The organism is Pseudomonas nunensis (assembly GCF_024296925.1).
Lineage (GTDB): Bacteria > Pseudomonadota > Gammaproteobacteria > Pseudomonadales > Pseudomonadaceae > Aquipseudomonas > Aquipseudomonas nunensis.
The window spans coordinates 1,406,363-1,430,259 of record NZ_CP101125.1; the positions used below are offsets into that span (position 1 = coordinate 1,406,363).

Below are 23,897 nucleotides of genomic sequence, written 5' to 3' on the forward strand. Positions count from 1 at the left end.
AGGCAGCGTTCGGCGGCGAAGCCGTCGTGAAATCAGTCTGTGCGGTGTCTCAGGTAGACCGTGTTTGCAGGGTTTACGACGGCTTCGCCGCCGAACGCTGCCTCGCGTTGCTCGACAGCTGCTACCAGGCACTGCAAATGGATTTAGGAGGGCACGGTCCATTGACGGACAAAAAGCGCGAATGAGCCAGGGTTGGGCTCGCAGTTTCCAGTGTCCGTTGTGGGCTGCGACCTGCGCATGCTGGCTGATGATCGTCCCGCGCACCGAGGCCGGCGATTTACCGCCGCCGCCCAGCGGCATGGAGGCCGTGGCCGATGCACAGTTGTTTCTGGAGTTGGTGGTCAATCAGATGAATACCGGACGAGTCGTCGCGGTGGAGCAGCGGGGCGGGAGGTTCTTCCTGCCGGCCACGGCGCTGCGCGACAGCGGCATGCAACTGCCGGATAACATCAGCGCCGAAGTCGACCTCGACAGCCTGTCGGGCCTGCACAGCGAGTACGACAGTGCCGGTCAACGCCTGCTGCTCAACGTGCCGCCAGATTGGCTGCCGGAACAGTTCGTCGGCAACCGCGAGGTCTATCCTCGCACCCCGGCACTCAGCAGTTTCGGGGCCTTGCTCAACTATGACCTGTACCTCAACGACACCGACGATGCTGGCACTTACCTTGCGGCGTGGAACGAAGTGCGGCTGTTCGACAGTTGGGGCACGCTGTCCAACACCGGGCAATACCGCCGCACCTTGTCGGGTGATGCGGTCAGCACGTTGAACAACGGTTACCTGCGCTACGACACCACCTGGCGTTTTTCCGATGACGAGCGACTGCTGACCTATGAGGCCGGCGACCTGGTCAGTGGCGCGTTGCCGTGGAGCAGTTCGGTACGACTCGGCGGGGTGCAGCTATCGCGGGACTTCGGTGTACGCCCGGATCTGGTGACCTATCCGCTGCCGCAATTCGCCGGGGAAGCGGCGGTGCCATCCTCGGTGGACCTGTTTATCAACGGCTACAAATCCAGCAGCGCCGACCTGCAACCCGGGCCCTACACGCTGACCAATATTCCGTTCATTAACGGCGCTGGCGAAGCAGTCGTCGTCACCACGGATGCCCTGGGTCGGCAGGTCTCGACCACGGTGCCGTTCTACGTCACCAGCAGTTTGCTGCAAAAAGGCTTGAGCGATTTTTCCGTGGCCGCCGGTACGCTGCGTCGCGACTACGGCCTCCAGGATTTCAGCTACGGGCCGGGCGTCACCTCTGGCAGTCTGCGTTACGGCGTGAGCGACAACTTCACCCTGGAAAGCCACGCCGAAGCTTCGGACTCGCTCACCCTCGGCGGTGTGGGCGGCAATCTGCGCCTGGGCAATTTCGGCGTGCTCAACACCGCCCTCAGCCAAAGTCAGTTCGATAGCGAAAGCGGCCAGCAATTGAGCCTCGGCTATCAGTACAGCAGCCAGCGCTACAGCTTTTCTTATCAACGTTTGCAACGGCGTGACCAATACGCCGACCTGACAGTAATCGACAGCCCCTACACGACCCTGAGCAAACGCAGCGAACAGGCGACCCTGAGCCTCAACCTCGATACTTGGGGCAGCCTCGGTGTCGGCTATTTCGATGTGCGCGCGGCGGACGATTCGCGCACGCGTTTGCTCAACCTGACCTGGAGCAAACCACTGTGGCGCAACACCAGTTTCTACCTGTCGGGCAACCGCGAGATCGGTGACAGCAACTGGGCGGTGCAGGCGCAATTGGTGATTCCGTTCGACCTGCGGGGCAGCCTGGCCATCAGCAGCGAGCGCAGCAAAACCGGGCAAAGTCAGCAGCGGGTCAATTACAGTCGCGCCGTGCCCACCGAAGGCGGGCTCGGTTTCAACCTTGGATACGCCCAAGGCGATGGGCCGGCTTATCGTCAGGCTGACCTGACCTGGCGTCTGCAATCGGTGCAATTGCAGGCCGGCGTCTACGGCACCAGCGAGGCCGAAACCCGTTGGGCCGATGCCAGCGGTTCGCTGGTGTGGATGGACCGTCAGGTGTTCGCCGCCAACCGTATCGACGATGCCTTCGTAGTGGTCAGCACCGATGGTTATGCGGACATTCCGGTGCGCTACGAAAACCAGCAGGTCGGACAGACCGATCGCAACGGCCATCTACTCGTACCGTGGAGCAGCGCGTATTACCGCGGAAAATACGAAATCGATCCGCTGAACCTGCCAGCCAACGTGCGTAGCCCCAATGTCGAACAGCGCATCGCGGTGCGTCGTGGCAGCGGTTATCTGCTGGAGTTTCCGTTGAGTCGGGTGATCGCCGCGAGCATCGTGTTGGTGGATGCGCAGCAGAAGGAATTGCCCTTGGGCAGTGGCGTCGTGCATGAGCAGAGCGGCACGCAAACCGTGGTCGGTTGGGACGGGTTGGTGTACCTGGAAAACCTTCAGGCGCAAAACAATTTGCGGGTGACCCTGGCCGACGGGGGCACCTGTCAGGTGCAGTTCGCCGTGGATATGCAGCAGCAACAGATTCCGCTGATCGGCCCGTTGGTGTGCCAATGAAGTGGATGTTGTGGCTGGCGCTCTGGCTGCCGGGCTCGGTGTGGGCCTTGTGCTCGGTGGTCAGCACCTCGCCGGTGGCGTTTGGTTCTTTGAGTTCGATTGCGGTGCGCACCACGTCGCAGTCCAGTTCCACCACCAACGCCGGGTTGAGTTGCACAGGTTCCTTGCTGTCGTTGCTGACCACCAACGATCACTTCTACGCCACCGTCACTTCCACGCAGGCCGGGTTACTCGGCCCGACCGGCGATGTCATCGGCTACACGCTGTACGCCAACAACTCCACCAGTTACCCGCTGACCCGAGGCGTAGCGTTCGACTTTGCGCGCAACGGCATTATCGATGCGCTGGGATTGCTCGGCAGCGTGGTGCCGAAGACCGCGCCGATTTATCTGGGGACGACGATTGGTAGCAACGTCGCGGCGGGGATCTACACGGAAACCCTGAGCATCGCCTGGAGCTGGAATTATTGCTCGGGCATCGGCATTGGCAACGTGTGCCTGGGTCGCGATATCAACAGCGGCAACACTACGTTGACGGTCAACCTGACGGTGGCCAACGACTGCACGATTACCGCGCCGAACATCAGCTTTGGTAGCGCTCCGGTAATCAGCGCGTTTACGCCGGTTACGGGGCAGACGATCAATCTGGCGTGCACCAAGGGCAGCGCCTACACCGTGGGCTTGAGCGATGGTCAGCAGGCGGTGAGTGTGGGTGGGCGGCGGCGGATGATTTCCGGGGGAAATTATCTGGCGTATGACATTTTCAAAAGCGCGGGTACCACGCGGTGGGGCAGTGTGGGCAGTGCGCGGCGGGCGAGTTCGGATGCGGAGGTGAATCCGGGGAATGGGTTGGGGACTGGCAGTCAGGTCTTCAACTACAACGCAAAAATCTATACCGACCAGACCACACCGCCCGCCGGAACCTATCTGGACAGTGTGGTGCTCGACGTTGGCTTCTAATAATCCGCAATCCCTTGTGGGAGCGGGCTTGCTCGCGAAAGCGGTGTGTCATTCAGCATCAATGTTGACTGACACGACGCCTTCGCGATGTAGAAACGGACACATCCTTTACGATTGAAACCGGGGACGTCCTTTACGTTTCTGCTGGCTTGAAAGGCGGGTTTCGCCGCTTTTCAGCCTGCCTAAAAGGTAGTTACAAAGGTAAATATCCCACACATCATCGTCCACTTCCTTGAGCCCTAACGCCTCACCTGCCAGGGATTCACTGACGAAAATCATCTTACCTTTCCATTTCATCGACCCATTCTGCCTGACCATGCGGATCGTCATGTCCGAAGCGTAAACGGCCTCGGGCACGTGTCCGTCGTACTGCCGTTGAGATGGCTCGTAGAGGGCCGCAGGAACTTTCATCTCTAAAGCCTTGTGTGGTCTTACGAAATTGAACTCCTGTCGAAACTGTTCGAATGCCAACTGTTGCTCCACCAGATTACGTTCCGGTGCGTGAAGCAATGCAGCCTTGAGCGTTCGGTGCATGCGTTCATGACGGCCATTCTGGTCAGGGCGCCCCGGCTGGATTCTCTCCGGATAGATCCCTAGTCGTATCCACCACGCCGCCAGACTGGATATGCGTGAAATACCGGTGGAGGCAAAGGGGGAGCCATTATCTGTGCGGATTACGTCAGGCAAACCGAACTCTCGAAATGCCCAGTCAAATCCTTCGCGGGCACCGGCAACGCTACTCTGAGCCCTGCACAGCAATAAAAATCGGCTGACATGATCGGTAATGGTCAGTGGGTAACAACGTTGGCCGTTCTGAAGTGCGAAGTCTCCTTTGAAGTCCGCAGCCCATGTCTGATTAGGCGCAGTGGCATCGCGCAGCGGATTTTTCCCTGCTGGCGGACGATTGAGAAAGCGGCGTTTCTGCACCAGGCCTGCTCGTTTAAGCCACTCGCCTGCCGTGCTGACAGCTGGCCAAGACAACTCTGGGTGATCGATCCTGAGGTTATGCACCAGCTTCTCAGGCCCCCAACTGTGGTGCTCGCGCTTGTACGCGATTAGCAACTCAAGCACCTCGTCGCTGATTTTGAAGGGGCTCGTATGCGGGCGCCGTGACAACTCCTTTAACCCATCAACGCCATGTGCCTCGTAGCGTGCAAGCCATTTGTCCAACGTAGGCCGGCTGAGCCCGTAGTGACGGGCCAGCTCGATTTTTGAGTAGCTGCCTTGCAGCCAGTCGCCTATGAGTTTGATTCGTTGATCCATCGGGGACTCTCGATTCCAGGGCATGGTCAGGCACCTCCTGACCGTATTTCACACCTGTAAAGGATGTCTCCGGTTTAAAACGTAAAGGATGTCTCCGGTTTCTACCCGAGCAAGCCCGCTCCCACAGGGTTTTGTGGTGTTTTGCCTAATGAAACTAGCGCTCGATACTCCGATTCCACCGCGCATTCCACGCCGGGCGCTGTTCGTTAACCTGGTCCCAATCAATCGCAATCGCCGTCTCCAGGTACTTCTTCATAGCCTCAACCTGGCCACGGGTTTTATCGGTGGTCGGGGTGTTGGGATTCGACGGAATCTGGTCGCCATCTTCAAGCGCAGCCGCTTGCGCATCCGGGGTCAGCAGGAACGCTGCGAGTTTTTGCGCCAGTTCCGGTTGGGTGTTGTTGGCGATCGCGCATTCGGCGACGTTGAGCACCACGGCGCCTTCTTTCGGCTGCGCATATTCCACCGGCATGCCCTTGAGTTTCAGCGCGGTGACCTGGGTCGGGGTCAGCGGGAACAGCGCCGCTTCGTCGGTTTGCAGCATTTCGGAGATTTTCGCCGAGCTCGGGATGTACTCCAAAACGTTGCGCCCCACGGTGTTCGGCCAAGCCTTGAAGCCCGGTTCGACGTCGGTTTCGCTGCCGCCCTGGATCCGGTTGAACATCAGGAAACCGTGCAAACCGAAGGTCGAGGAAGCCATCGACTGGAACACCACTTTTTCCTTGAAACGCGGGTCGGCGAGGTCCATCCACGAGGTCGGCGCGGCCCAACCTTTTTCCTTGAACAGACGCGTGTTGTACGCCAGCCCGGTGACGCCGAGGCTGACCGCCACGGCCTCATCCTTGATCCGGCCCTTGGCCGGGATTTGCGCCAGGGTCGGGCTGTCGGCGAGTTTGTCGCACAGGCCCATGGAGATGGCGCGGTACATGATGCCGTCGTCGAGGAACATCACGTGCAATTGCGGGTTGCCCTTGCTGGCCTGGACCTTGGCCAGGATGTCGGCGGAAGTCCCCGGCACGATCACGACTTTGACGTTGTTGGCTTTCTCGAACACCGGCAGCACCTTGTCGGCGTAGAGCCGCTCCATGGTCCCGCCGTTCATGCCCAGGTAAAGCGTCGGTTCGGCCTGGGCCTGGGTGACCGTGAGCAGGGCGCCCATGCAGGACAATCCGAGCAGTGCAGTACGTTTGAGGTTATTCATTGGCGCGACCTTCCTCTATCAAGCAACGGAGATGGAGTGAAACCGGGTGATGGAAAACGCATCCAGCGACGTTTTTGACGCGCCGCTGCAGATGATTTCGGTGAGCGCCAGGCCCACCGCCGGGCCGATCTGGAAACCGGCGCCGGCAAAGCCAAACCCGTGCAACAAACCGGGTTGGGTGCCGCTGTGCCCGATCACCGGTTGGCGGTCGGGCAGATAACCTTCGGTGCCACTCCAGGTGCGAATCGCCTGGGCACCTTCAAGAAACGGATAGAGCTCGACGGCTTGGCGGAGGATTTCCAGCACCGCGTTCTGGCCGGGCCGCGCGCGAGCGTCGTCGAGGGCGAAACCCTGGCCACCACCGAGCACGCAGTTGCCGCGAGCGACCTGGCGGGCATAGATGCCACCGCCCTCGACCCCGGTGCTGGCGTTCATCACCAGCGGCAACGGTTCGGTGACCAGCATCGCCGGGTGCCCGGCATGCATTGGCACCGCTTCGCCAAATTGTTCAGCCAGTTTGCCGGCCCAGGCCCCGGCGCAATTCAGCAGCCACGGCGCGCGGAGTTTGAGGCCGTTCGCGGTACTGACGTGAAAGCGCTGGCCGTCGTGTTCGACTTGGGTGACCGCGCATTGCTCATGAATTTGCGCGCCGTGTCGCCGCGCCGTCTGGGCAAACGCTGGCGATACCAGTCGCGGATTGGAGTGACCGTCATCGGGGCAGAACGACGCGCCGGCTGCCACATCACCGACCCATGGGAACCGTGCGCGCAACTCGTCACGTTCGAGGATCTGCAAGTCGAGGCCGAAACCCTGGCTGCTGGCGGCGTAATCCTGCAAGGCGCGCAGGTCGTTGAGGCTGCGGGCCAGTTTTAGGTGTCCGCTGCGCTGGTATTCGCCATCGATGCCGATCAATTGCGGCAGTTGGGCCCACAGTTCATGGGCCTGTTGCGACAGCGGCAGTTGCGACAACGGCCGGCCTTGGCGTCGTACGCCGCCGTAGTTCACGCCGCTGGAGTGGGAACCGCAAAAGTCCCGTTCCAGCAACGCCACGCGGCGGCCAGCCTTACTGAGAAACAGTGCCGCCGAGGCGCCGACAATCCCGCCGCCAATGATGATTGCATCGACTTCGATCATGGCTCGACCTCCAGGCCAAACGGCAGGGGTTTGATCGGCGACTGGGCGCGCAGTCGACCGATCTCCGACACCGGTCGCTGGCTTTCGCAGGCGATGATTTCTGCTGCTGCGGCGCCACACATCCGGCCTTGGCAGCGACCCATGCCGACCCGGCAGTGGGCCTTGACCCGGTTGATCTCCCAGTGACCTTCGCGCACGACCTGGCGGATCTCGCCGGCCTGCACTTCCTCGCAGCGGCAGACGATGAGGTTGTCGGCGCTGTTGGCGGCCCAGTTTTCGGGGAAGACGAAGGCTTGCTCCAGGGCTGTGCGGAAGGTGCCGATCCGTGCGAGTGAGTGTTCAAGGGCGGCGGGGCGCTCTGGCGGGATCAGGTAACCGCTGTCTTCGAGCAGGGCCAACGCGGCGCGCTCGCCGGCCATTTCGGCGGCGTCGGCACCCATGATCCCGGCACCGTCGCCGGCCAGGTAGACCTCGGCGACACTGCTGCGACCAGCGCTGTCACGTTGCGGCAGCCAGGCACGGTTGAGCGGGTTCCAGGTAAATTCACAGCCGAGCAGGTCAGCGAGTTGGGTTTCGCTGCGCAAACCGTGGGCGAAGGCGACGGCGTCGCAGTCGATTTGCTGTTGGCCTTTGGTGTTGCGCCAGTTCAGCGATTGCACGCGCTGTTCGCCGTTGACCTGAAGCAGGCTGGCGACCTGATGCACCGGGATGCCGTGGGCGGTCAGCCAGCTTCGGTAATAGAGACCTTTGGCGAGGGTTGCCGGTTGCGAGAGCAGGCCGGGCAGGGCGCGGGCCTGAGCACTGAAGGGCGAGCTGTCGAGCACCGCCACGACCTTCGCGCCGGCCTTGGCGTATTGATAGGCGACGAGGTACAGCAACGGTCCGCTGCCGGCGAACACCACCCGTTCACCGATCGCGCAGCCTTGGAACTTCAGCGCAATCTGCGCGGCGCCGAGGCTGTAGACCCCCGGCAATGTCCAGCCCGGCACCGGCAGAACCCGGTCGGTGGCACCGGTGGCGACGATCACCCGAGAGAACTCCAGCCGCGTGGCGCGGCCGTCATGCAAGGTGTCGAGGGCAGCGGTTTCGGCGTTCCACACCAAGGTGTCGGGACGATAGTCGATCTGCTCGCGCAGCTCGTCGATGGCTTGATGAATCGCCCCGGCCTTGTGCGCTTCAAAGCCATACAACTTGACCGCCGAACGCTTGAAATTCGCCGGCTGCCGCCGATAAATCTGCCCACCGCCGCGCGCAGCTTCGTCCAGCAGAATCGGACGCACGCCATGCGCCACCAGCGTCTGCGCAGCACGAATCCCGGCAGGTCCAGCCCCCACAACAATCACCGGATTCATACAAAACCCCCTGTGGGAGCGGGCTTGCTCGCGAAAGCGGCGGCACATTCGATAGAGGTGGCGACTGACACGATGCCTTCGCGAGCAAGCCCGCTCCCACAGTGGATCTCGGTGAGCTGCAAAATTTGTGAACGACGCAAAACCCCTGTGGGAGAGAGCTTGCTCGCGATGGCGGCGATACATTCAACATTGATGGAGGCTGACAGTTCGCTATCGCGAGCAAGCTCGCTCCCACAGTTGATTTTGGTAGTCTGCAAAATTTGTGAACGACGCAAACCCCCTGTGGGAGCGGGCTTGCTCGCGAAGGGGGCGGTACATTCAAAAGGGATGGTGGCTGACAGATTGCTATCGCGAGCAAGCTCGCTCCCACAGTTGATTTTGGTTGGCTGCAATGTTTGTGACCGACGCAAAACCCCTGTGGGAGCGGGCTTGCTCGCGAAGGGGGCGGTACATTCAAAAGGTGTGGCGACTGACATGACGCCTTCGCGAGCAAGCCCGCTCCCACAGTTGATCTTGGTGAGCTGCAATGTTTGTGAACGACGCAAAACCCTTGTGGGAGCGAGCTTGCTCGCGATGGCGGCGATACATTCAACATGGGTGGCGACTAACAGTCCGCTTTCGCGAGCAAGCTCGCTCCCACAGGTGGATTGGGTGTTCATATCGAGCGCCCCGGTTCGCGGTTGATCTGTTGGCCGGGTTCGAGCAGGGTCGAGCAGGCGCGTACCCGGCGGCCGTCGCCCAGGCGTACCCAGCAGTCCTGGCACGCGCCCATCAGGCAGAAACCGGCCCGTGGCTGTGCGCTGAAGTCGCTGCCGCGCAGGTGGTCGCTGCAGGTCAACACGGCGGTCAGCACGGTGTCGCCGAGCAGGGCGGTGGCCGGTTGGCCGTCGAGGACGAAGTCCAGGGCCGGGCGGTCGCCTTCGGCCAGTCGTTTCAGCAGAGCCATGGCGCCCTCATTGTTTGCCCACCAGAACCCGATCCAGGCCATAGACCCGGTCGAGCAGAATCATCGTCAATGCCGTCAGGCCGATCACCAGTGCCGACACCGCCGCCATCATTGGGTCGATGGATTCGGTGGCGTACACGTACATCCGCACCGGCAATGTCTGCGTGGCTGGCGAGGTGACGAAAATCGACAACGTCACCTCATCAAAACTGTTGATAAACGCCAGCAACCAACCCCCCGCCACCCCCGGCAAAATCATCGGCAACGTGATTTGCTTGAACAGCGTGAAACGCCCGGCGCCCAACGATTGCGCGGCATGTTCAGCGCTGCGATCCAGGCCAATCGCCGAGGCCAGCACCAGCCGCAACACATACGGCGTGATCACCAGCACGTGAGCGAAGATCAGCCAGCCGAAGCTGCCATTCACGCCCATCAGCGCAAACAATCGCAGCAACGCCACCCCCAACACCAAGTGCGGAATGATGATCGGCGACAGGAACAAGCCATTGAAAAAACCGCGTCCGGGAAACTCATAACGGGTGATGGCCAGCGCCGCCGGCACCGCAATCAGCGTCGCCAAAGTCGCGGCGCAGAACGCCAGGATCAGGCTGTTGTAAAACGCATCGACGAAATCGGCGCGTTCAAAAACCGCACGGAACCAACGCAACGAAAAGTTCGTAGTCGGCAGGCTCAAGGTGTTTTCCGGGGTGAACGCCACCAGGCACACGACCACCAGCGGCGCGAGCATGAACAGCACCACCAGGGCATGAAACAGCAGGGCGAAAGGACCGTTCTTGGACATGACGAGTTATCCCAATGACTTCTTGTAGCGGCCTTCGATCATCCGGTTCCACGACAGCATGATCAGCAGGTTGAGCAGCAGCAGGGCCACGGCGATCGCCGCACCCATCGGCCAGTTCAGCTCCGACAGGTATTGGTCGTAGATCAGCGTCGCGACCATTTTCAGGCGACGTCCGCCGAGCAAACCGGGGATCGCAAAGGAGCTGGCGGCGAGGCCGAACACGATCAACGTGCCGGACAACACGCCGGGCATGATTTGCGGCAGCACCACTTTGCGCATCACCGTGAGATGACTGGCACCGAGGGACAGCGCGGCTTGCTCGGCGGCCGGGTCGAGTTTTTGCAGCGAGGTCCAGACCGGAATGATCATGAACGGCAGCATCACGTGGACCAGCGCAATCACCACCGCGAACGGCGTGTAGAGCAGCTTCATCGGCGAGCCACCGAAAGCTTGCAGGGTCTGGTTGACCAGGCCGTCGGCGCCGAGCAACAGGCTCCAGCCGAAGGCGCGCACCACCACCGAAATCAGCAGCGGGGTGAGGATCAAAATCAAGAAAATCGAACGCCACGGCGCGCCCATACGACTGAGGATGTAGGCCTCGGGCACACCGATCACCACGCACAACAGGGTGGTCAGGCCGCTGATCCAGAAGGTGCGCAGAAAGATCTCGTAGAAGTACGGGTCGCCCAATAGGCTGCTGTAGTGGTCGAGGGTGTAGGCGCCGCCGTTGATCCCCGAGCTGTAGTCGAACACGTTGAATGACAGCACCAGCGTCAGCAGCAACGGAATCACCAGCAGGCACACATACAACGCCAGCGCCGGTGCCGACAGTAAATAGCCCTGGCGCCCCTGACGGATCGAAGCGAGAAGACTCATGCCGACACCTCATCGACACTCAGCACCCGCAGCAGCGCCGCGTCCCAGTCCAGGCCCACCGCCGTGCCTTCGGCCAGCGGTGCCGAGCCGTCGTTGCGGCGCACTACGCTGAGTTCGCCCAGGGTCGTCGAGACGCCATACAGCCATTGGCTGCCGAGGAAGAAGCGGCTGACGATGTTCCCCGCCAAGCGACCCTGGCCGACTTCCCGCAGATCGATTTTTTCCGGGCGCAGGCTCAGGGTCAGCTCGCCGCCGCTGCGCACCTGAACCACGCCGGCACTGTCACGCTCGCCGGGCAGCAGATTGGCCTTGCCGACGAACCCGGAAATAAACTCGGTGCGCGGGTGCTCATAAAGGGTGTAGGGCGCGTCGATCTGAGTGATGCGCCCGGCCTGCATCACCACCACGCGGTCACTGATGGACAGCGCTTCGGACTGGTCGTGGGTGACCATCAGCGTGGTGATCCCGACTTCACGCTGGATGCGGCGAATTTCGAATTGCATCTCTTCGCGCAGGTTGGCGTCGAGGTTGGACAGTGGCTCGTCGAGCAGCAGCACCGGCGGCTCGATCACTAGCGCCCGGGCCAACGCAACGCGCTGACGCTGGCCGCCGGACAGTTCCCTTGGATAGCGTTCGGCGTGCTGGTCGAGGCGCACCAGTTTCAATACCCGCGCGACTCGTTGCTGCAATTCGGCGTTGGGCACTTTGCGCATCCGCAGGCCGAAGGCGACGTTGTCCTGCACGCTCATGTGCGGGAACAGCGCGTAACTCTGGAACACCACGCCCAGGCCACGGCTGGCGGGTTTGGCGTGGGTGATGTCGCGACCGTCGAGCACGATGCGTCCGCTGCTGACTTCAACGAAGCCGGCGATCATTTGCAGGGTGGTGGTTTTGCCGCAACCGGAAGGGCCGAGCAGGGAGACGAACTCGCCTTTCTCCACCGAGAGGTTGGTGGCGACGACGGCGTCGATTGCGCCGTAGCGTTTACCGAGGTTTTCAAGTTGCACGAATGCCATAGCTGCGCTCCACCTGAGATTGTTATGCGCGGCCAGAAGGCGCGCTTTTTTGTATGGGCAGATACGAAAGGATGATGCGGGGTGCGTTGGCGCTCGACGTGGGTCGGCTGCCGCTGTTGTTCGAATCGCCCCTGTATGGACGCAGAGTAGGGCGAAGAGTAGGATGGGCTCAATGGCCTATTTCACTGAAGCGATAACTATTTTCAGTTTCATTCAGTGAGTAAATTTTTAGTTGAGAAAACCCATGCCTGATTCCACTGAGCGGAATGAAAACAAAAATGAAGTCGGTGTCGGCGCCGTCTCCCGGTTGTTTGCGGTGCTGCGCAGCCTCGGTGATACGGTCGAGGGCGGCGAGCGCGTGACGCAACTGGCCCAGCGCATCGGTCTATCGCAACCGACGACCCATCGTTTGCTGCGCAGCCTGATGGACGAGGGCATGGTCGAGCAGGACGCGCGCAGCAAACGCTATCGCCTGAGTCTGGATTTCTTCGCCCTGGCGGCGCGTGCCGGCAACACCGGCAATCTTCGCGAACTGGCGCGCCCGGCGTTGTTGCGGTTGTCGGCTTCGTTGGGGGATTCGTTGTTTCTGCTGGCGCGCAGCGGGTTTGATGCGATCTGTCTGGATCGCAGTGAAGGACCGTTTCCGATCCGTACTTTTACCGGCGACATTGGCGGGCGCGTGGCGTTGGGTGTGGGGCAGGGCAGTCTGGCGATTTTGGCGTTCCTGCCGCAAGAGGAGCGGGACACGGTGATTCACTACAACTTGCCGCGGCTCAAGGATTTCCATTTGTATGACGAAGTGTTCCTGCGCTCGGAAGTCGAGAACGTGCGGGCGCTCGGGTATGCCGGGCGCAATACCGGCGTGTTGCAAGGCATGGCCGGGGTGGCGGTGCCGATTCTGGATCGTGACGGGCGCGCGGTTGCGGCGTTGAGCGTGGCCACTGTGAGTGATCGGTTGGGGCCGGATCGCTTGCCGACGGTGGTGGAAATGCTCAAGCGTGAAGCGGCGTTGATCGGGCCGCGGATTAATCCGTTTGATCCTTTACTGCGGCGGCCTTCGCAGGTATTCGGCCAGAACTGACACCACCCAATCCCCTGTGGGAGCGGGCTTGCTCGCGAATGCGGTATGTTAGACACATAGTTGCCGACTGACACACCGCATTCGCGAGCAAGCCCGCTCCCACATGGGGATTTGTGTTGTGGTCAGAACTGCACGGTTTGCTTGAGCATCCGCGCCGCCGGCGTATCGCTCGGGCTGACCATCGCGTAGTTGTACCCGGCCCCCGACCAATACTCAGCCTGCAACTCCCCATCACTGCGACTGCCCCGTGGCAACAGGTAGTTCTTTGGCCCCGGCGGCCGCACATAGAAACTGATCTTGTGCCCGCCCTGATCCTCGTAAACCACCATCGCCGCCGGCCCTTGCTCGGTGCTGAGCAAGCGCCCGCTGACCGGTTTGAACCCGGCACTCGCCAGATCCGGCAAGCGATGGGCTTGGGTGAAGTAACGGTCGAGCCAGCCCTGAATGTTGCCGTTGTCGCTGACCTTGTAGTCCGCCGGCAACATGCCTTGCTGGGCAAACAGCCGGTAGGCCTGCATCGCATCGGCCATCGGCGCCTGGGTGCTGACCAGGGTCATCTCCCGCGCCTGCCAGCCACTGATCCCGCCAATACCAATCGCGATCAACAACACCGCCGCGCTGGCCAGGTGTCGCCGGGACTGGCGCTTGAGACGCTGGCGAATCAACGCCGGATCGAGTTCCGGGTTGACCGGTTGCTGCAGCGCACCGCCGAGGGCCGCGCGCAGTTGCTGGGCGTCGTGTTGCCAGGCGCGCACTTGCTCGGAAATCTCGGCGTTAGTCGCGAGAAAAGTCTCCACCAGACGTCGGTCAGCATCGCTGAGCTGGTGATCGACGTAGGCGTGCAGGTCACGCTCGCTTGGGGGCATGCTGATCATTTGAGTCTCCGCAGGGAAGGGCGGCTGATTTCGCCGTCGCTGAGTTCGCGCAAGGCCTGGCGGGCGCGGGAAAGGCGGGACATCACGGTGCCAGTCGGGACGCCGAGAATCTCGGCGACCTCTTTATAGGTCAGGCCTTCCACCGACACCCACAGCAGCAAGGCGCGCTGTTCGGTGTTGAGTTGGTCGAAGGCTTGCAGGGTGGTTTGGGCAATCACGCTGCGCTCGGCCGAGGGGTGCGCATCGTCGCGGCCGGTGAAAAATTCGAGCATCCGCGCATAGCGCCGGGAGCGCCGGTGAGCGTCGAGGAACTGCCGATACAGAATCGAAAACAGCCACGCGCGCAGGTCGCCGTCGGGACGTTTGTCGCTCCAACTCGACAGCGCCCGCTCCAGGCTGGCCTGGACCAGATCGTCGGCGCTGCTGGGGTTGCGCGTCAACGACACCGCGAACCTGCGCAATCTGGGAATGATTTCTCTCAGTTGTTCGTCGATATCGTTCATGAAGTTCTGACTAGTCACTACGCTGTGGACTAGGAAGACGCCCGGGATTGGAGGTTATTCCACGTCGATAAAAATAAATACGGCGTGATGGAATAAACCGGCGCGGGGTGCGTCTGCTTGGTTCTTCTCACTTGTGGCCGATGGCCCTGGAGTCTTTCATGGTAGATCGCTCATCACCGCCCACCCGGCCACCCTTGAGTGCCGCGAGCCTGACGTTGCGTCTGGCCGGCATCGCCGTGATCGTTGCGGCAGTGGCCGGGGCTTTTGCCTACGTCAACGGCACCTTTGACCCACAACGCCTGACGCCGAAAAAACTGATCAATGTGCTGGAAACCAACAACGGCGTGCACCCGGGGTTCCGACGCAACCACTCCAAAGGCGTGTGCGTGATCGGGCATTTCGAGAGCAGCGGCGAGGCGCGCAGTTATTCCACCGCCCAGGTGTTCAATGAGCCAAAGACTCCGGTAGTCGGACGTTTCGCGCTACCTGCCGGGAACCCTTACGCGCCGGACAGTGCCGTGCCGATCCGCAGCCTGGCGTTGCGTTTCACCCAGGCCAACGGCCAACAGTGGCGCACCGGGATGAACAGCATGCCGGTGTTCCCGGTGGGCACGCCCGAGGCGTTCTATCAGCTGCAACAAGCGCAGTCGCCAGATCCGGCCACGGGCAAACCGAACCCGGCGCTGGTCCCTGCGTTCTTCGGTTCGCATCCGGAAGCCGGGCCGTTCCTGGCGTGGATCAAAACCGCCAAGCCGTCGGCCAGTTATGTGACGGAAACCTACAACAGCGTCAACGCGTTTTACCTGGTGAATGCATCCGGGCAGAAGCAAGCGGTGCGTTGGAGCATGGTGCCGGTGGTCAAGGACGCGGCGGGTGCTACGGCGCCTGAAGGCGCGGATTTCCTCGAAAAAGATTTGGTGCAGCGGATTTCCACAGGACCGTTGCGTTGGCAGTTGAACATCATCCTGGCTAATCCGGGTGATCCGGTGAACGACGCGAGCAAGGCCTGGCCCGAGGACCGCAAAGTCTTGAATGCCGGGACCTTGGTGCTCGAAGCGACCCAGCCACAACTGAACGGCGAGTGCCGTGACATCAACTACGATCCGCTGGTGTTGCCGGCCGGGATCGAAGGCTCCGATGACCCGCTGCTCGCCGCGCGTTCCGCCGGGTACGCCAGTTCGTACCTGCGTCGCACCAGCGAAGTCAATCAGTTGCCCGCCGCCAAACAGGAGGCTCAACAATGAGCGCCCAACCCAAGCATTTCGTCCCGCTGGCGCGCCTGCTGCACTGGCTGATGGCACTGATGGTCATCGCGATGCTGTTTATCGGCGCGGGCATGGTGGCCTCGGTGTCCGAGCGGCATGAGTGGCTGATTCATCTGCACAAACCCTTGGGCATCGCGATTTTGCTGTTGGTGATCGTGCGCCTGGCCGTGCGTTTCTCCACACAGCAACCACCGCTGCCGGCGGACCTGCCGGGTTGGCAGGTGTTGGCGGCCAAGGCGTCGCATGTCTTGCTGTATGCGCTGATGCTGATTTTGCCGCTGCTCGGTTGGGCAATGATTTCGGCGGCGGGCGACCCGGTAATGCTCAGCAGTTCGTTGCAGTTGCCGTCGATTGTGCCGGCCAATGCGCAGGTGTTTGCGGTACTGCGCAAGGCGCATGGATACCTGGCGTATCTGTTGTTCCTGACGGTGCTGCTGCACCTGGCGGCGGCGTTGTTTCATGGCTGGGTGCGTCGCGATGATGTACTGGACAGCATGTTGCGAGGCAAGGATCGCGATTAATCATCCCCCGATGATCCCCTGTAGCAGCTGACGAGCACCGCGAGGCAGCGTTCGGCGGCGAAGCCGTCGTAAAGTCAGCCACCGCGGTGTTTCAGGTTATACCGCGGCGGCAGGATTCACGACGGCTGCGCCGCCGAACGCTGCCTCGCGGTGCTCGTCAGCTGCTACAGGTTTCCAGCGGTTGGATTTTGGCGGGCAGGGTTTGCCACCAATAGATCAGCGCCACGGCGTTGATCCCTGCCCCCAACAAGCACACGCCCATCCACCCACCCCACGCATACATCGCCGTCGAACCAATCGACCCCAGCGCACTGCCAATTGAATAAAACAGCATGTACCCCGCAGTCAGTCTGCTTTGCGCTTCCGGCCGCACGCTGTAGATCATGCTCTGGCTGGTGACGTGCACGGCTTGCAGGCCCAAATCCAGCGTGATCACCCCAAGCAACAACGCCCACAGCGAAGATTGAGTGAGGGCGATCGGCAGCCACGAAGCCAGCATCAGCAACAGCGACAGGCCGCTGGTCCATTGGCCAAGACCACGATCGGCCAGATGCCCGGCGCGGGCGGCGGCCAGTGCACCAGCCGCGCCGGCCAGTCCGAATAATCCGATTTGCGTGTGGGACAACGACAGCGGCGGGGCGCTCAGGGGCAACACCATCGGTGTCCACAACACCATGGCGCTGGCGAAGGTCAGCAGGGCCAGGATCGCCCGTTGGCGCAGCACCGGTTCTTCCTTGAACAGGCTGAATACCGAGCCGATCAGCGCGGCGTAAGTGTGGGTTGGTTGCGGGGCTTCGTGTTTGGGCAGCACACGAAACAACAGCAACGCCATCAACAGGGTCAAGCCTGCGGACAACAGATAAATCGAACGCCAACCGGCCAGGTCCGCCATGCCGCCGGCCACGGTGCGCGCCAGCAAAATGCCGACAACGATGCCGCTGGTGACCACGCCCACCACGCGTCCGCGCTGGGCTGAAATCGCCAGGGTCGCCGCGTACGCCACCAACACCTGGGTCACCACCGCCAACAATCCGGTCAACGCCATGCCGATCAGCAGCCAGGCGCTGTTTTGCGCGAAGGCGATCATCAGCAACGCCACTGCCGACAACAGCGTTTGCGTGACGATCAGGCGCCGCCGGTTGATCAGATCCCCCAGCGGCACCAGCAATAACAGGCCCACGCCGTAACCGACCTGAGTCAGGGTGACGACGATGCCGATGGTCGCCGGGTTCATGGCAAACGCGTCGGCCATGGCATCGAGCAGCGGTTGGGCGTAATACACGTTACCGACGGCCAGTCCGCAGGCAACAGCGAACAGCAGCACCACGCCGCTGTTCAACGAATGATTGGGCTTCATGCCAGGCTCCTGATGTGGTTTCAAAATAAAACCAGTTGTACGGTAAGCAGGCTGGTTTTATATTGCAACCACATTTGCAGTCTGCGAGCACGAGCATGGTCAAACGAACAAGCATGCAAGGCGCCGAATGCCCGGTCGCCCGGTCACTGGATGCCATTGGTGATTGGTGGTCATTGCTGATCGTGCGCGATGCCTTCGATGGCATCCGCCGATTCGGTGAGTTTCAGCGCAATTTGGGCATGGCCAAGAACATCCTCTCGGCGCGCCTACGCACGTTGGTGGCCCATGGGATTTTTGATCTGGTGCCGGCGTCGGATGGCAGCGCGTATCAGGAGTACGTGCTGACGGAAAAGGGCAAAGGCCTGTTCCCGTTGATCATCGGCTTGCGGCAGTGGGGCGAGGCGTTTTTCTTTGAGGCCGGGGAGGCGCATTCGCGGGTGGTGGATCGTGAACAGGGGCGACCGGTGCGCACGTTGGAATTGCGCGCCGAGGATGGGCGATTGCTGGGGCCGGAGGATTGTGTGCGGGTGGCGGCGGAATGAACGTGGCTGCATGCCGGGCATGCAGCCACGAAGTCAATTAACGCAACGTATCAATCATCTCCGCAACAGTCGTCAGCACATCTTTCCCCAACTGCTTGGAGCGTTTGCCCGACCAACCCGTCAACGCATTCGGTGCGTCGTCGTTATCTTTGAACGGCATCTCCAGGGTCAGCGACAGGCAGTCGAACTTCTGACCGACGCTGTTACAGGCCAGGGTCATGTTGGCTTTGCCCGGTAAGTCACGGGTGTAGCCGTGTTTGGTCTGGAAGTCTTTGGTCAGATGCTTGAGGTGATCGCGGAAGTGGGTTTCGAGCTTCTCGATCCGCGGCGTATAACCGGGGTTGCCTTCACAACCGGCAGTGAACACGTAAGGGATTTCTTCGTCACCGTGTACGTCGAGGAACAGGTCGACGCCGTACTTTTCCATCTGCTGCTGAGCAAACAGGACTTCCGGGCTGATCTCCTGGCTGGCGCTCTGCCAGGCGCGGTTCAGGTCCTGGCCCATGGCGTTGGTACGCAGATGGCCGTGGAAGGCGCCGTCCGGGTTCATGTTCGGTATCAGGTACAGGTCGGCGCTGGCCAGGAGTTTTTTCAGTACGGGATCGTCATGCTTTTCCAGGCGTTCGATCACGCCTTCCATGAACCACTCGGCCATGTGCTCGCCCGGATGCTGTTGCGCGATGATCCAGACCTTGCGCTGACCTTCGGCGCCGCTGCCTTTGCGCAGCAACTGGATATCCCGGCCTTCGGCGCTTTTGCCAGTGGCCAGCAGTTCAGTGCCGGCCTTGCTCAGCGCCTGTTCGATCAGCCAGTCATGGCGACCGCGGCTGTAGGGTTCGAAGTAGGCAAACCAGGCGTGCGTGGCCGTAGCTTCGAGGCTGAAGCGCAGGCAGTCGCCTTCGAAAATGGTCGGTACGCGGAACCAGTTGACGTGGTCGTAGGACGCCACCGCCTGATAACCATCCCAGGCTTTGTTGTACGAGGATTTACTGGCGTTGTTCAGGCGAAACCAATGCTCTTGACCGACATGCAGACCGCTGGCCTTGAAGTGGAACCACTGGAAATGCTGGCTGCGCGTGTCTGGCTTGATTGCTAAAAGCGCTTGCAGAGGGTTGCTGATGTCCAGTACTTCAATGTTGCCGCTGTCGAAGTTGGCAGTGATGTCGAAAGAGGATTTAGCCACGGTCATAGTCGATTCCTGATTATGATTTTATGGCTGCTACTTTACACGCAAGGTGGGGATGAATCGGGGGAAAATTGCAGATGTAGCGGGGGGCGTCCTCCTTGACGCCGAAGCAGCTTAGAGACTGTGTGATTGATTCTCAAGTGCTATTTTGGATTAGTTTGGCCCAATGCTGCCGGGCTTCTCTTGCCAACGGATATTCTTTTGATATCATGCCGGCCATCGAATTAGCAGCACCTACAGTCTTCATTAGCCTGAAGCCAAAGCCAGAATAACTGGCAAAAAAAAGACCCGGCAAAAAGCCGGGTCAAAAACCGTGATTAGCCTGATGAGGAGATAGTCCAGGAGACCGACCTAAGGTCCTCTGGTCCATCGACTGATCTCGCGACCAGCTGCGTGCAATAATAATCATTCTCGTTTGCAAGTCAAATGATTTTATCTGCGCGATTGGAAAATTCTTTCCTGTCCTCCTGCAATACTCATCCGCCTCAGTCGTGCTGATCGCCATCCAGGGATCGGTCGACCATCGCCTGCGCCATATCGATCATGTGCACCACCGAAAACGCCAGCGCCCGGTTTGCGCCTTGCAGGTTGTCAGCCGATTCCTGTGCGGTGGCGGCGGCACAACGCAACAGATCGGACGCATGAACCAACGCTTCTTCACTGCTGATGTTGCGGTTGACGTCGAAAAAGCGTGCCTGGACTTCCACCTCTGAAACAGCTGGTTTCAAGTAATAATCCAGCGCCCGTTGCGCCGCAGCGGTGCCTTTTGGCGAAGTGAAGGTGGTGTCGAACTGGGTGTCGGCCGTGTCGTGGCTGGGGATGGTCATGATGATTGCAAACTCCGTGATAGATTCAGATCCGTGATTCCCATCCTAGTACGTACTGTATTTGTGACCAGAGTTTTAATACTACAATTTGTGTTTTGTTGGCCGGAGGCGCCCACGTATCGTGCCGCACATGGATAAATGGATTGAATTGGTCAAGGCCAAAATGAGTGAACTCAAAATCACTCAAATAGAACTCGGAGAGCGCCTCGGGATGTCCCAGGGCGGCGTCGGCCACTGGCTGAACAAACGCCGCGATCCTGGCGTCGTCAACATGAACCGTGTGTTGAAGGCGCTGGGCATGGACTTCCTCGAAGTGGCGCTGGTGATCCGCGAACGGCTCGCCCTTGAAGAGGAAGAGATACCCCTGGCGCTCAAGTACAACCCGTACTTCCGCTACCCGGTCAGTGACTGGAAGGAGCCGGCGCAACTGCGCGATGGCGAGTTGACGGTGTATCGCAAGGAGGAGCGCTTCGAGCTGACCGACTACCACTCTCAGGGCCCGGCCTTCTGGCTGAGTGTGGTGGGCGACGCGATGACCGCGCCAACCGGCATCAGCATCCCCGAGGGCATGATGATCCTGGTGGACCCGGCCATTGTGCCGGAGCCGGGAAAACTGGTGATCGCCCAGTGGCCGGACAGTTCCGAGGCGACGTTTCGCAGGCTGATCGAAGAGGGCGGGCAGCGTTACCTGGTCCCGCTCAATCCGACGTATCCGAAAGCCCTTTTCACCGAGGAGTGCCGAATTATCGGCGTGGTGGTTCAGGCAACAGCCAAATTCTAATCAGATCGGTCCTAGCATTGCGTAGGACCGATCTTCATTTCACGCTTCTTCCAACTCGACCAACGCACTGCCTTCGCTGACCATCTCGCCTTCCTGGCAATACAACGCCTTGATCACACCGGCATGGGGCGCACGAATGCTGTGCTCCATTTTCATCGCTTCCAGCACCACCAGTTGCGCGCCGGCCTCGACCGTTTGCCCGGCCTCCACCAACACGCGAACAATGCTGCCGTTCATAGGCGCGGTCAGGCCGCCCTGATGGCTGTGGCTGGATTCGACCGCAGCGATCGGATCGTAGGTTTCGACCCGGTGCAGTTCACCTTCCCATTGCAAGTAAAGAGAGTCACCACGGCGAATGGCCCGATGCTGACGACGCACCCCGTCGTGTTCGGTCAGCAGTTGCTCACCTTTGAGCTGCGCGGTAGTTACATCGCCCAGGGTCAACGCGCGATCCTGGCCCTCGCAACTCAAATGCAGGGTGATCTCTCTAGGCAGCCCGGCGCGGAAACCACTGTTGATAGCCCACGGCGAACTGGTGTCATCGGCACGCAACGCTGACGGCTGGCTTTGGGCAAACCCCTGGGCCGCCGCTTGCCAGAACTCATCGCTGAGGTCGGCAGGCGCTGGCAGCAGTTGCTCCTGATAGCGGGGAATAAACCCGGTATCCAGTTCCGCCGCCGCGAAGGCAGGATGGCCGACGATCCGGCGCAGGAAGTTGATGTTGGTCTTGAGCCCGCCGATGGCGAACTCATCCAGCATGCTCAACAACCGCAGGCGCGCCTGTTCACGGTCCTCGCCCCAGGCAATCAGCTTGCCGAGCATCGGGTCGTAGAACGGCGAGATCTCATCGCCTTCTTCGACGCCACTGTCCACGCGACGACCCGGACCCGGGGCGGATTCGCGATACAACTCCAGGCGCCCGGTGGCCGGCAGGAAATCATTGCCCGGATCTTCGGCGTACAAACGCACTTCAATCGCATGGCCAATCAGCGGCACTTCCGCCTGGGTCATCGGCAACGCTTCACCCCGCGCCACGCGAATCTGCCAGGCCACCAGATCGAGACCAGTGATGGCTTCGGTGACCGGATGCTCGACTTGCAGGCGGGTGTTCATCTCCATAAAGAAGAACTCGCCGCGCGAATCCAGCAGAAACTCCACCGTACCCGCGCCGACGTAACCGATGGCCTGGGCCGACCGCACGGCCGCTTCGCCCATGGCCCGGCGAAGTTCCGCGCTCAGGCCCGGGGCCGGCGCTTCCTCGACGACTTTCTGGTGCCGGCGCTGAATCGAGCAATCCCGTTCATTCAGATACAGGCAGTTGCCGTGTTGATCGGCAAACACCTGGATTTCCACGTGACGCGGCTTGAGCAGGTACTTCTCCACCAGCATCCGCGAGTCGCCGAACGACGATTTTGCTTCACGCTGGGCCGAGGCCAGGGCTTCGGCCAACTGGCTGACGTCCTCGACCACTTTCATGCCTTTACCGCCGCCACCGGCCGTGGCCTTGAGCAGCACCGGATAACCGATGCGTTCGCAGGCATCGCGGAAGGTGTCGAAGTCCTGAGCCTCGCCGTGATAGCCCGGCACCAACGGCACGCCGGCGGTTTCCATCAAGGCTTTGGCGGCGGATTTGCTGCCCATCGCATCGATGGCCGAGGCGGGTGGGCCGAGGAAAATCAAACCGGCGTCTTCAATCGCGCGGGCGAACCCGGCGTTCTCGGACAAAAAGCCATAACCCGGATGAATCGCCTGGGCGCCGCTGGCCTTGGCCGCCGCGATCAGTTTGTCGATTTGCAGGTAGCTGTCGGCAGCTTTACTGCCACCGAGGTCCACGCGAATATCCGCTTCGCGGCTGTGCCGGGCATCACGGTCGGTGGCGCTGTGCACGGCGACAGTGGTGAGGCCCAGGGCTTTGGCGGTGCGCATCACGCGGCAAGCAATCTCGCCACGGTTGGCCACCAGCAGGGTGGTGAGGACAGGTGCGCTCATCAACGCGGCTCCTTGGTGGTTTCGGCTTGCCAGTTCGGCGGACGTTTTTGCAGAAAAGCGCGCAGGCCTTCCTGGCCTTCAGGGCTGACACGAATGCGCGCGATGGCGTTTTCGGTGTAGCGGCGCAGGGCCGGGGTCAGTCCGCCGTGGCCGACTTCGCGCAGCAAGTCCTTGCTGACGCGCATGGCCGCCGGGCTGTTGAGCAGCAGATTGTCGATCCATTGCTCGACTTTCTGCTCCAGCTCCGCTACCGGGTAACTCTCCGACAGCAAACCGATTTCCCGCGCCCGTTGCCCGCCGAAACGTTCGGCGGTCAACGCATAACGTCGTGCTGCGCGTTCGCCGATGGCTTGCACCACGAACGGGCTGATTACCGCAGGCGCCAGGCCGATACGCACTTCCGACAGGCAGAACTGCGCGTCATCCGCGCCAATCGCCATGTCGCAGCAGCTGATCAGGCCCAGCGCGCCGCCAAACGCCGCGCCTTGCACCACGGCCAGGGTCGGGATTTTCAGCTTGGCGAGGTTGTACATCAACTCCGCCAGTTCCCGGGCATCGTCGAGATTGGTGTGGTAATCGAGTTCGGCTGATTGCTGCATCCAGGCCAGGTCGGCGCCGGCGCTGAAATGCTTACCGCGTCCGCGTACCAGCAAAAACCGCAGGCTGGCGTCGCCCGAGACTTTGTCCAGGGCGAGGATCAGTTCGCGGATCATCTCGGCGTTGAACGCGTTGTTCTTTTCTTCACGGCTGAGCCACAGGGTCGCGAAACCTCGCGGGTCGGTCAGCAGTTCGAGGGTGTTGAAGTCGCTCATAATGGTTCGTCTCCACAACTCTTGTGGGGGGATTGCCGGGGATGACGATTGCTTCGCAATCGAACGGGGG

Annotated in this window: 23 protein-coding genes; 7 read left to right on the forward strand and 16 right to left on the reverse strand. The window is 61.1% G+C overall.

The genetic code is table 11. The features are described 5' to 3' along the window. The first annotated feature begins 181 nt into the window (after positions 1-181). Both NK667_RS06260 and NK667_RS06265 read left to right on the forward strand, forming a co-directional pair. A complete protein-coding gene (locus NK667_RS06260; RefSeq protein WP_054617240.1) occupies positions 182-2,539 on the forward strand; it encodes a fimbria/pilus outer membrane usher protein in 2,358 nt (785 codons plus the stop codon). After that, positions 2,536-3,498 (forward strand): Csu type fimbrial protein, encoded by a 963-nt coding sequence (locus tag NK667_RS06265; RefSeq protein WP_054617239.1) that lies wholly within the window; start codon positions 2,536-2,538, stop codon positions 3,496-3,498. The genes NK667_RS06260 and NK667_RS06265 overlap by 4 nt, the downstream gene beginning before the upstream one ends. Positions 3,499-3,606: 108 nt before the next feature. Here NK667_RS06265 and NK667_RS06270 read toward each other — a convergent pair whose 3' ends face one another. The 9 genes from NK667_RS06270 to NK667_RS06310 form a co-directional block, all read right to left on the reverse strand. Further along, positions 3,607-4,785 (reverse strand): integrase core domain-containing protein, encoded by a 1,179-nt coding sequence (locus NK667_RS06270; RefSeq protein ID WP_054055318.1) that lies wholly within the window; start codon positions 4,783-4,785, stop codon positions 3,607-3,609. Positions 4,786-4,915: 130 nt separating this feature from the next. Continuing rightward, complete coding sequence (locus NK667_RS06275; RefSeq protein ID WP_054614081.1) at positions 4,916-5,962, reverse strand: ABC transporter substrate-binding protein; 1,047 nt, start codon at positions 5,960-5,962, stop codon at positions 4,916-4,918. Positions 5,963-5,980: 18 nt separating this feature from the next. Continuing rightward, positions 5,981-7,096 (reverse strand): NAD(P)/FAD-dependent oxidoreductase, encoded by a 1,116-nt coding sequence (locus tag NK667_RS06280; protein ID WP_054614082.1) that lies wholly within the window; start codon positions 7,094-7,096, stop codon positions 5,981-5,983. After that, entirely contained in the window at positions 7,093-8,448 is a 1,356-nt protein-coding gene (locus NK667_RS06285; RefSeq protein WP_054614083.1) for an FAD/NAD(P)-dependent oxidoreductase, read from the reverse strand. Before NK667_RS06285 ends, NK667_RS06280 begins: the two co-directional genes overlap by 4 nt. Then, positions 8,445-9,107, reverse strand: a complete 663-nt coding sequence (locus tag NK667_RS06290) for a hypothetical protein (protein WP_054614084.1) — start codon at positions 9,105-9,107, stop codon at positions 8,445-8,447. Before NK667_RS06290 ends, NK667_RS06285 begins: the two co-directional genes overlap by 4 nt. After that, positions 9,104-9,394 carry a (2Fe-2S)-binding protein gene (locus NK667_RS06295; protein ID WP_054053789.1) on the reverse strand — a complete coding sequence of 97 codons (291 nt, stop codon included), beginning with the start codon at positions 9,392-9,394 and terminating at the stop codon, positions 9,104-9,106. Before NK667_RS06295 ends, NK667_RS06290 begins: the two co-directional genes overlap by 4 nt. Positions 9,395-9,401: 7 nt before the next feature. Continuing rightward, positions 9,402-10,196, reverse strand: coding sequence for an ABC transporter permease (locus NK667_RS06300; protein WP_054053788.1), 795 nt, complete (start codon positions 10,194-10,196; stop codon positions 9,402-9,404). Positions 10,197-10,202: 6 nt separating this feature from the next. Next, positions 10,203-11,072, reverse strand: a complete 870-nt coding sequence (locus tag NK667_RS06305) for an ABC transporter permease (RefSeq protein ID WP_054614085.1) — start codon at positions 11,070-11,072, stop codon at positions 10,203-10,205. Beyond that, positions 11,069-12,088 carry an ABC transporter ATP-binding protein gene (locus tag NK667_RS06310; protein WP_054614086.1) on the reverse strand — a complete coding sequence of 340 codons (1,020 nt, stop codon included), beginning with the start codon at positions 12,086-12,088 and terminating at the stop codon, positions 11,069-11,071. Before NK667_RS06310 ends, NK667_RS06305 begins: the two co-directional genes overlap by 4 nt. A 244-nt stretch (positions 12,089-12,332) precedes the next feature. Between NK667_RS06310 and NK667_RS06315 the strand changes: the two genes are divergently transcribed. Beyond that, positions 12,333-13,169, forward strand: a complete 837-nt coding sequence (locus NK667_RS06315; protein WP_054614087.1) for an IclR family transcriptional regulator — start codon at positions 12,333-12,335, stop codon at positions 13,167-13,169. A 122-nt stretch (positions 13,170-13,291) separates the two neighbouring features. Here the strand turns inward: NK667_RS06315 and NK667_RS06320 are convergent, their stop codons facing one another. Together NK667_RS06320 and NK667_RS06325 are read right to left on the reverse strand one after the other, a co-directional pair. Next, a complete protein-coding gene (locus tag NK667_RS06320; RefSeq protein ID WP_054614088.1) occupies positions 13,292-14,044 on the reverse strand; it encodes an anti-sigma factor family protein in 753 nt (250 codons plus the stop codon). Then, a complete protein-coding gene (locus tag NK667_RS06325; RefSeq protein WP_054614089.1) occupies positions 14,041-14,547 on the reverse strand; it encodes a sigma-70 family RNA polymerase sigma factor in 507 nt (168 codons plus the stop codon). Before NK667_RS06325 ends, NK667_RS06320 begins: the two co-directional genes overlap by 4 nt. 158 nt (positions 14,548-14,705) lie before the next feature. Here NK667_RS06325 and NK667_RS06330 point away from each other — a divergent pair, with 158 nt between their 5' ends. Together NK667_RS06330 and NK667_RS06335 are read left to right on the forward strand one after the other, a co-directional pair. Further along, positions 14,706-15,791, forward strand: a complete 1,086-nt coding sequence (locus tag NK667_RS06330; RefSeq protein ID WP_054614090.1) for a catalase family peroxidase — start codon at positions 14,706-14,708, stop codon at positions 15,789-15,791. Next, positions 15,788-16,333: a cytochrome b gene (locus NK667_RS06335; RefSeq protein ID WP_054053772.1), complete on the forward strand. Its 546-nt coding sequence runs from the start codon at positions 15,788-15,790 to the stop codon at positions 16,331-16,333. Before NK667_RS06330 ends, NK667_RS06335 begins: the two co-directional genes overlap by 4 nt. Before the next feature lie 157 nt (positions 16,334-16,490). Here the strand turns inward: NK667_RS06335 and NK667_RS06340 are convergent, their stop codons facing one another. After that, complete coding sequence (locus tag NK667_RS06340; RefSeq protein ID WP_054614091.1) at positions 16,491-17,690, reverse strand: MFS transporter; 1,200 nt, start codon at positions 17,688-17,690, stop codon at positions 16,491-16,493. 95 nt (positions 17,691-17,785) lie between these two features. On the opposite strand from NK667_RS06340, the gene NK667_RS06345 reads away from it, so the two are divergent. Then, on the forward strand, positions 17,786-18,232 hold the full coding sequence (locus NK667_RS06345) for a winged helix-turn-helix transcriptional regulator (protein WP_054614092.1): 447 nt from the start codon (positions 17,786-17,788) through the stop codon (positions 18,230-18,232). 37 nt (positions 18,233-18,269) lie between these two features. Here NK667_RS06345 and NK667_RS06350 read toward each other — a convergent pair whose 3' ends face one another. After that, a complete protein-coding gene (locus NK667_RS06350; protein ID WP_054614093.1) occupies positions 18,270-19,421 on the reverse strand; it encodes a M14 family metallopeptidase in 1,152 nt (383 codons plus the stop codon). 482 nt (positions 19,422-19,903) lie between these two features. Next, positions 19,904-20,245, reverse strand: a complete 342-nt coding sequence (locus NK667_RS06355) for a DUF6124 family protein (protein ID WP_054053765.1) — start codon at positions 20,243-20,245, stop codon at positions 19,904-19,906. Between the two features lie 130 nt (positions 20,246-20,375). Between NK667_RS06355 and NK667_RS06360 the strand changes: the two genes are divergently transcribed. Further along, positions 20,376-21,026, forward strand: coding sequence for a LexA family protein (locus tag NK667_RS06360; RefSeq protein WP_054614094.1), 651 nt, complete (start codon positions 20,376-20,378; stop codon positions 21,024-21,026). Positions 21,027-21,065: 39 nt separating this feature from the next. On the opposite strand, the gene NK667_RS06365 is transcribed toward NK667_RS06360, so the two are convergent. Both NK667_RS06365 and NK667_RS06370 read right to left on the reverse strand, forming a co-directional pair. Continuing rightward, the gene (locus NK667_RS06365; protein ID WP_054614095.1) at positions 21,066-23,015 is read right to left on the reverse strand and encodes an acetyl/propionyl/methylcrotonyl-CoA carboxylase subunit alpha; all 1,950 of its coding nucleotides are present in this window, start codon (positions 23,013-23,015) and stop codon (positions 21,066-21,068) included. Next, positions 23,015-23,827, reverse strand: coding sequence for a gamma-carboxygeranoyl-CoA hydratase (locus NK667_RS06370; protein ID WP_054053760.1), 813 nt, complete (start codon positions 23,825-23,827; stop codon positions 23,015-23,017). The genes NK667_RS06365 and NK667_RS06370 overlap by 1 nt, the downstream gene beginning before the upstream one ends. Between the last annotated feature and the right edge of the window lie 70 nt (positions 23,828-23,897).

Bases quoted from the DNA above. Each gene is read 5' to 3' on its own strand.
- NK667_RS06260 (WP_054617240.1), top strand. From the start codon at position 182: ATGAGCCAGGGTTGGGCTCGCAGTTTCCAGTGTCCGTTGTGGGCTGCG.
- NK667_RS06265 (WP_054617239.1), top strand. From the start codon at position 2,536: ATGAAGTGGATGTTGTGGCTGGCGCTCTGGCTGCCGGGCTCGGTGTGG.
- NK667_RS06270 (WP_054055318.1), bottom strand. From the start codon at position 4,785: ATGCCCTGGAATCGAGAGTCCCCGATGGATCAACGAATCAAACTCATA.
- NK667_RS06275 (WP_054614081.1), bottom strand. From the start codon at position 5,962: ATGAATAACCTCAAACGTACTGCACTGCTCGGATTGTCCTGCATGGGC.
- NK667_RS06280 (WP_054614082.1), bottom strand. From the start codon at position 7,096: ATGATCGAAGTCGATGCAATCATCATTGGCGGCGGGATTGTCGGCGCC.
- NK667_RS06285 (WP_054614083.1), bottom strand. From the start codon at position 8,448: ATGAATCCGGTGATTGTTGTGGGGGCTGGACCTGCCGGGATTCGTGCT.
- NK667_RS06290 (WP_054614084.1), bottom strand. From the start codon at position 9,107: ATGAACACCCAATCCACCTGTGGGAGCGAGCTTGCTCGCGAAAGCGGA.
- NK667_RS06295 (WP_054053789.1), bottom strand. From the start codon at position 9,394: ATGGCTCTGCTGAAACGACTGGCCGAAGGCGACCGCCCGGCCCTGGAC.
- NK667_RS06300 (WP_054053788.1), bottom strand. From the start codon at position 10,196: ATGTCCAAGAACGGTCCTTTCGCCCTGCTGTTTCATGCCCTGGTGGTG.
- NK667_RS06305 (WP_054614085.1), bottom strand. From the start codon at position 11,072: ATGAGTCTTCTCGCTTCGATCCGTCAGGGGCGCCAGGGCTATTTACTG.
- NK667_RS06310 (WP_054614086.1), bottom strand. From the start codon at position 12,088: ATGGCATTCGTGCAACTTGAAAACCTCGGTAAACGCTACGGCGCAATC.
- NK667_RS06315 (WP_054614087.1), top strand. From the start codon at position 12,333: ATGCCTGATTCCACTGAGCGGAATGAAAACAAAAATGAAGTCGGTGTC.
- NK667_RS06320 (WP_054614088.1), bottom strand. From the start codon at position 14,044: ATGATCAGCATGCCCCCAAGCGAGCGTGACCTGCACGCCTACGTCGAT.
- NK667_RS06325 (WP_054614089.1), bottom strand. From the start codon at position 14,547: ATGAACGATATCGACGAACAACTGAGAGAAATCATTCCCAGATTGCGC.
- NK667_RS06330 (WP_054614090.1), top strand. From the start codon at position 14,706: ATGGTAGATCGCTCATCACCGCCCACCCGGCCACCCTTGAGTGCCGCG.
- NK667_RS06335 (WP_054053772.1), top strand. From the start codon at position 15,788: ATGAGCGCCCAACCCAAGCATTTCGTCCCGCTGGCGCGCCTGCTGCAC.
- NK667_RS06340 (WP_054614091.1), bottom strand. From the start codon at position 17,690: ATGAAGCCCAATCATTCGTTGAACAGCGGCGTGGTGCTGCTGTTCGCT.
- NK667_RS06345 (WP_054614092.1), top strand. From the start codon at position 17,786: ATGGTCAAACGAACAAGCATGCAAGGCGCCGAATGCCCGGTCGCCCGG.
- NK667_RS06350 (WP_054614093.1), bottom strand. From the start codon at position 19,421: ATGACCGTGGCTAAATCCTCTTTCGACATCACTGCCAACTTCGACAGC.
- NK667_RS06355 (WP_054053765.1), bottom strand. From the start codon at position 20,245: ATGACCATCCCCAGCCACGACACGGCCGACACCCAGTTCGACACCACC.
- NK667_RS06360 (WP_054614094.1), top strand. From the start codon at position 20,376: ATGGATAAATGGATTGAATTGGTCAAGGCCAAAATGAGTGAACTCAAA.
- NK667_RS06365 (WP_054614095.1), bottom strand. From the start codon at position 23,015: ATGAGCGCACCTGTCCTCACCACCCTGCTGGTGGCCAACCGTGGCGAG.
- NK667_RS06370 (WP_054053760.1), bottom strand. From the start codon at position 23,827: ATGAGCGACTTCAACACCCTCGAACTGCTGACCGACCCGCGAGGTTTC.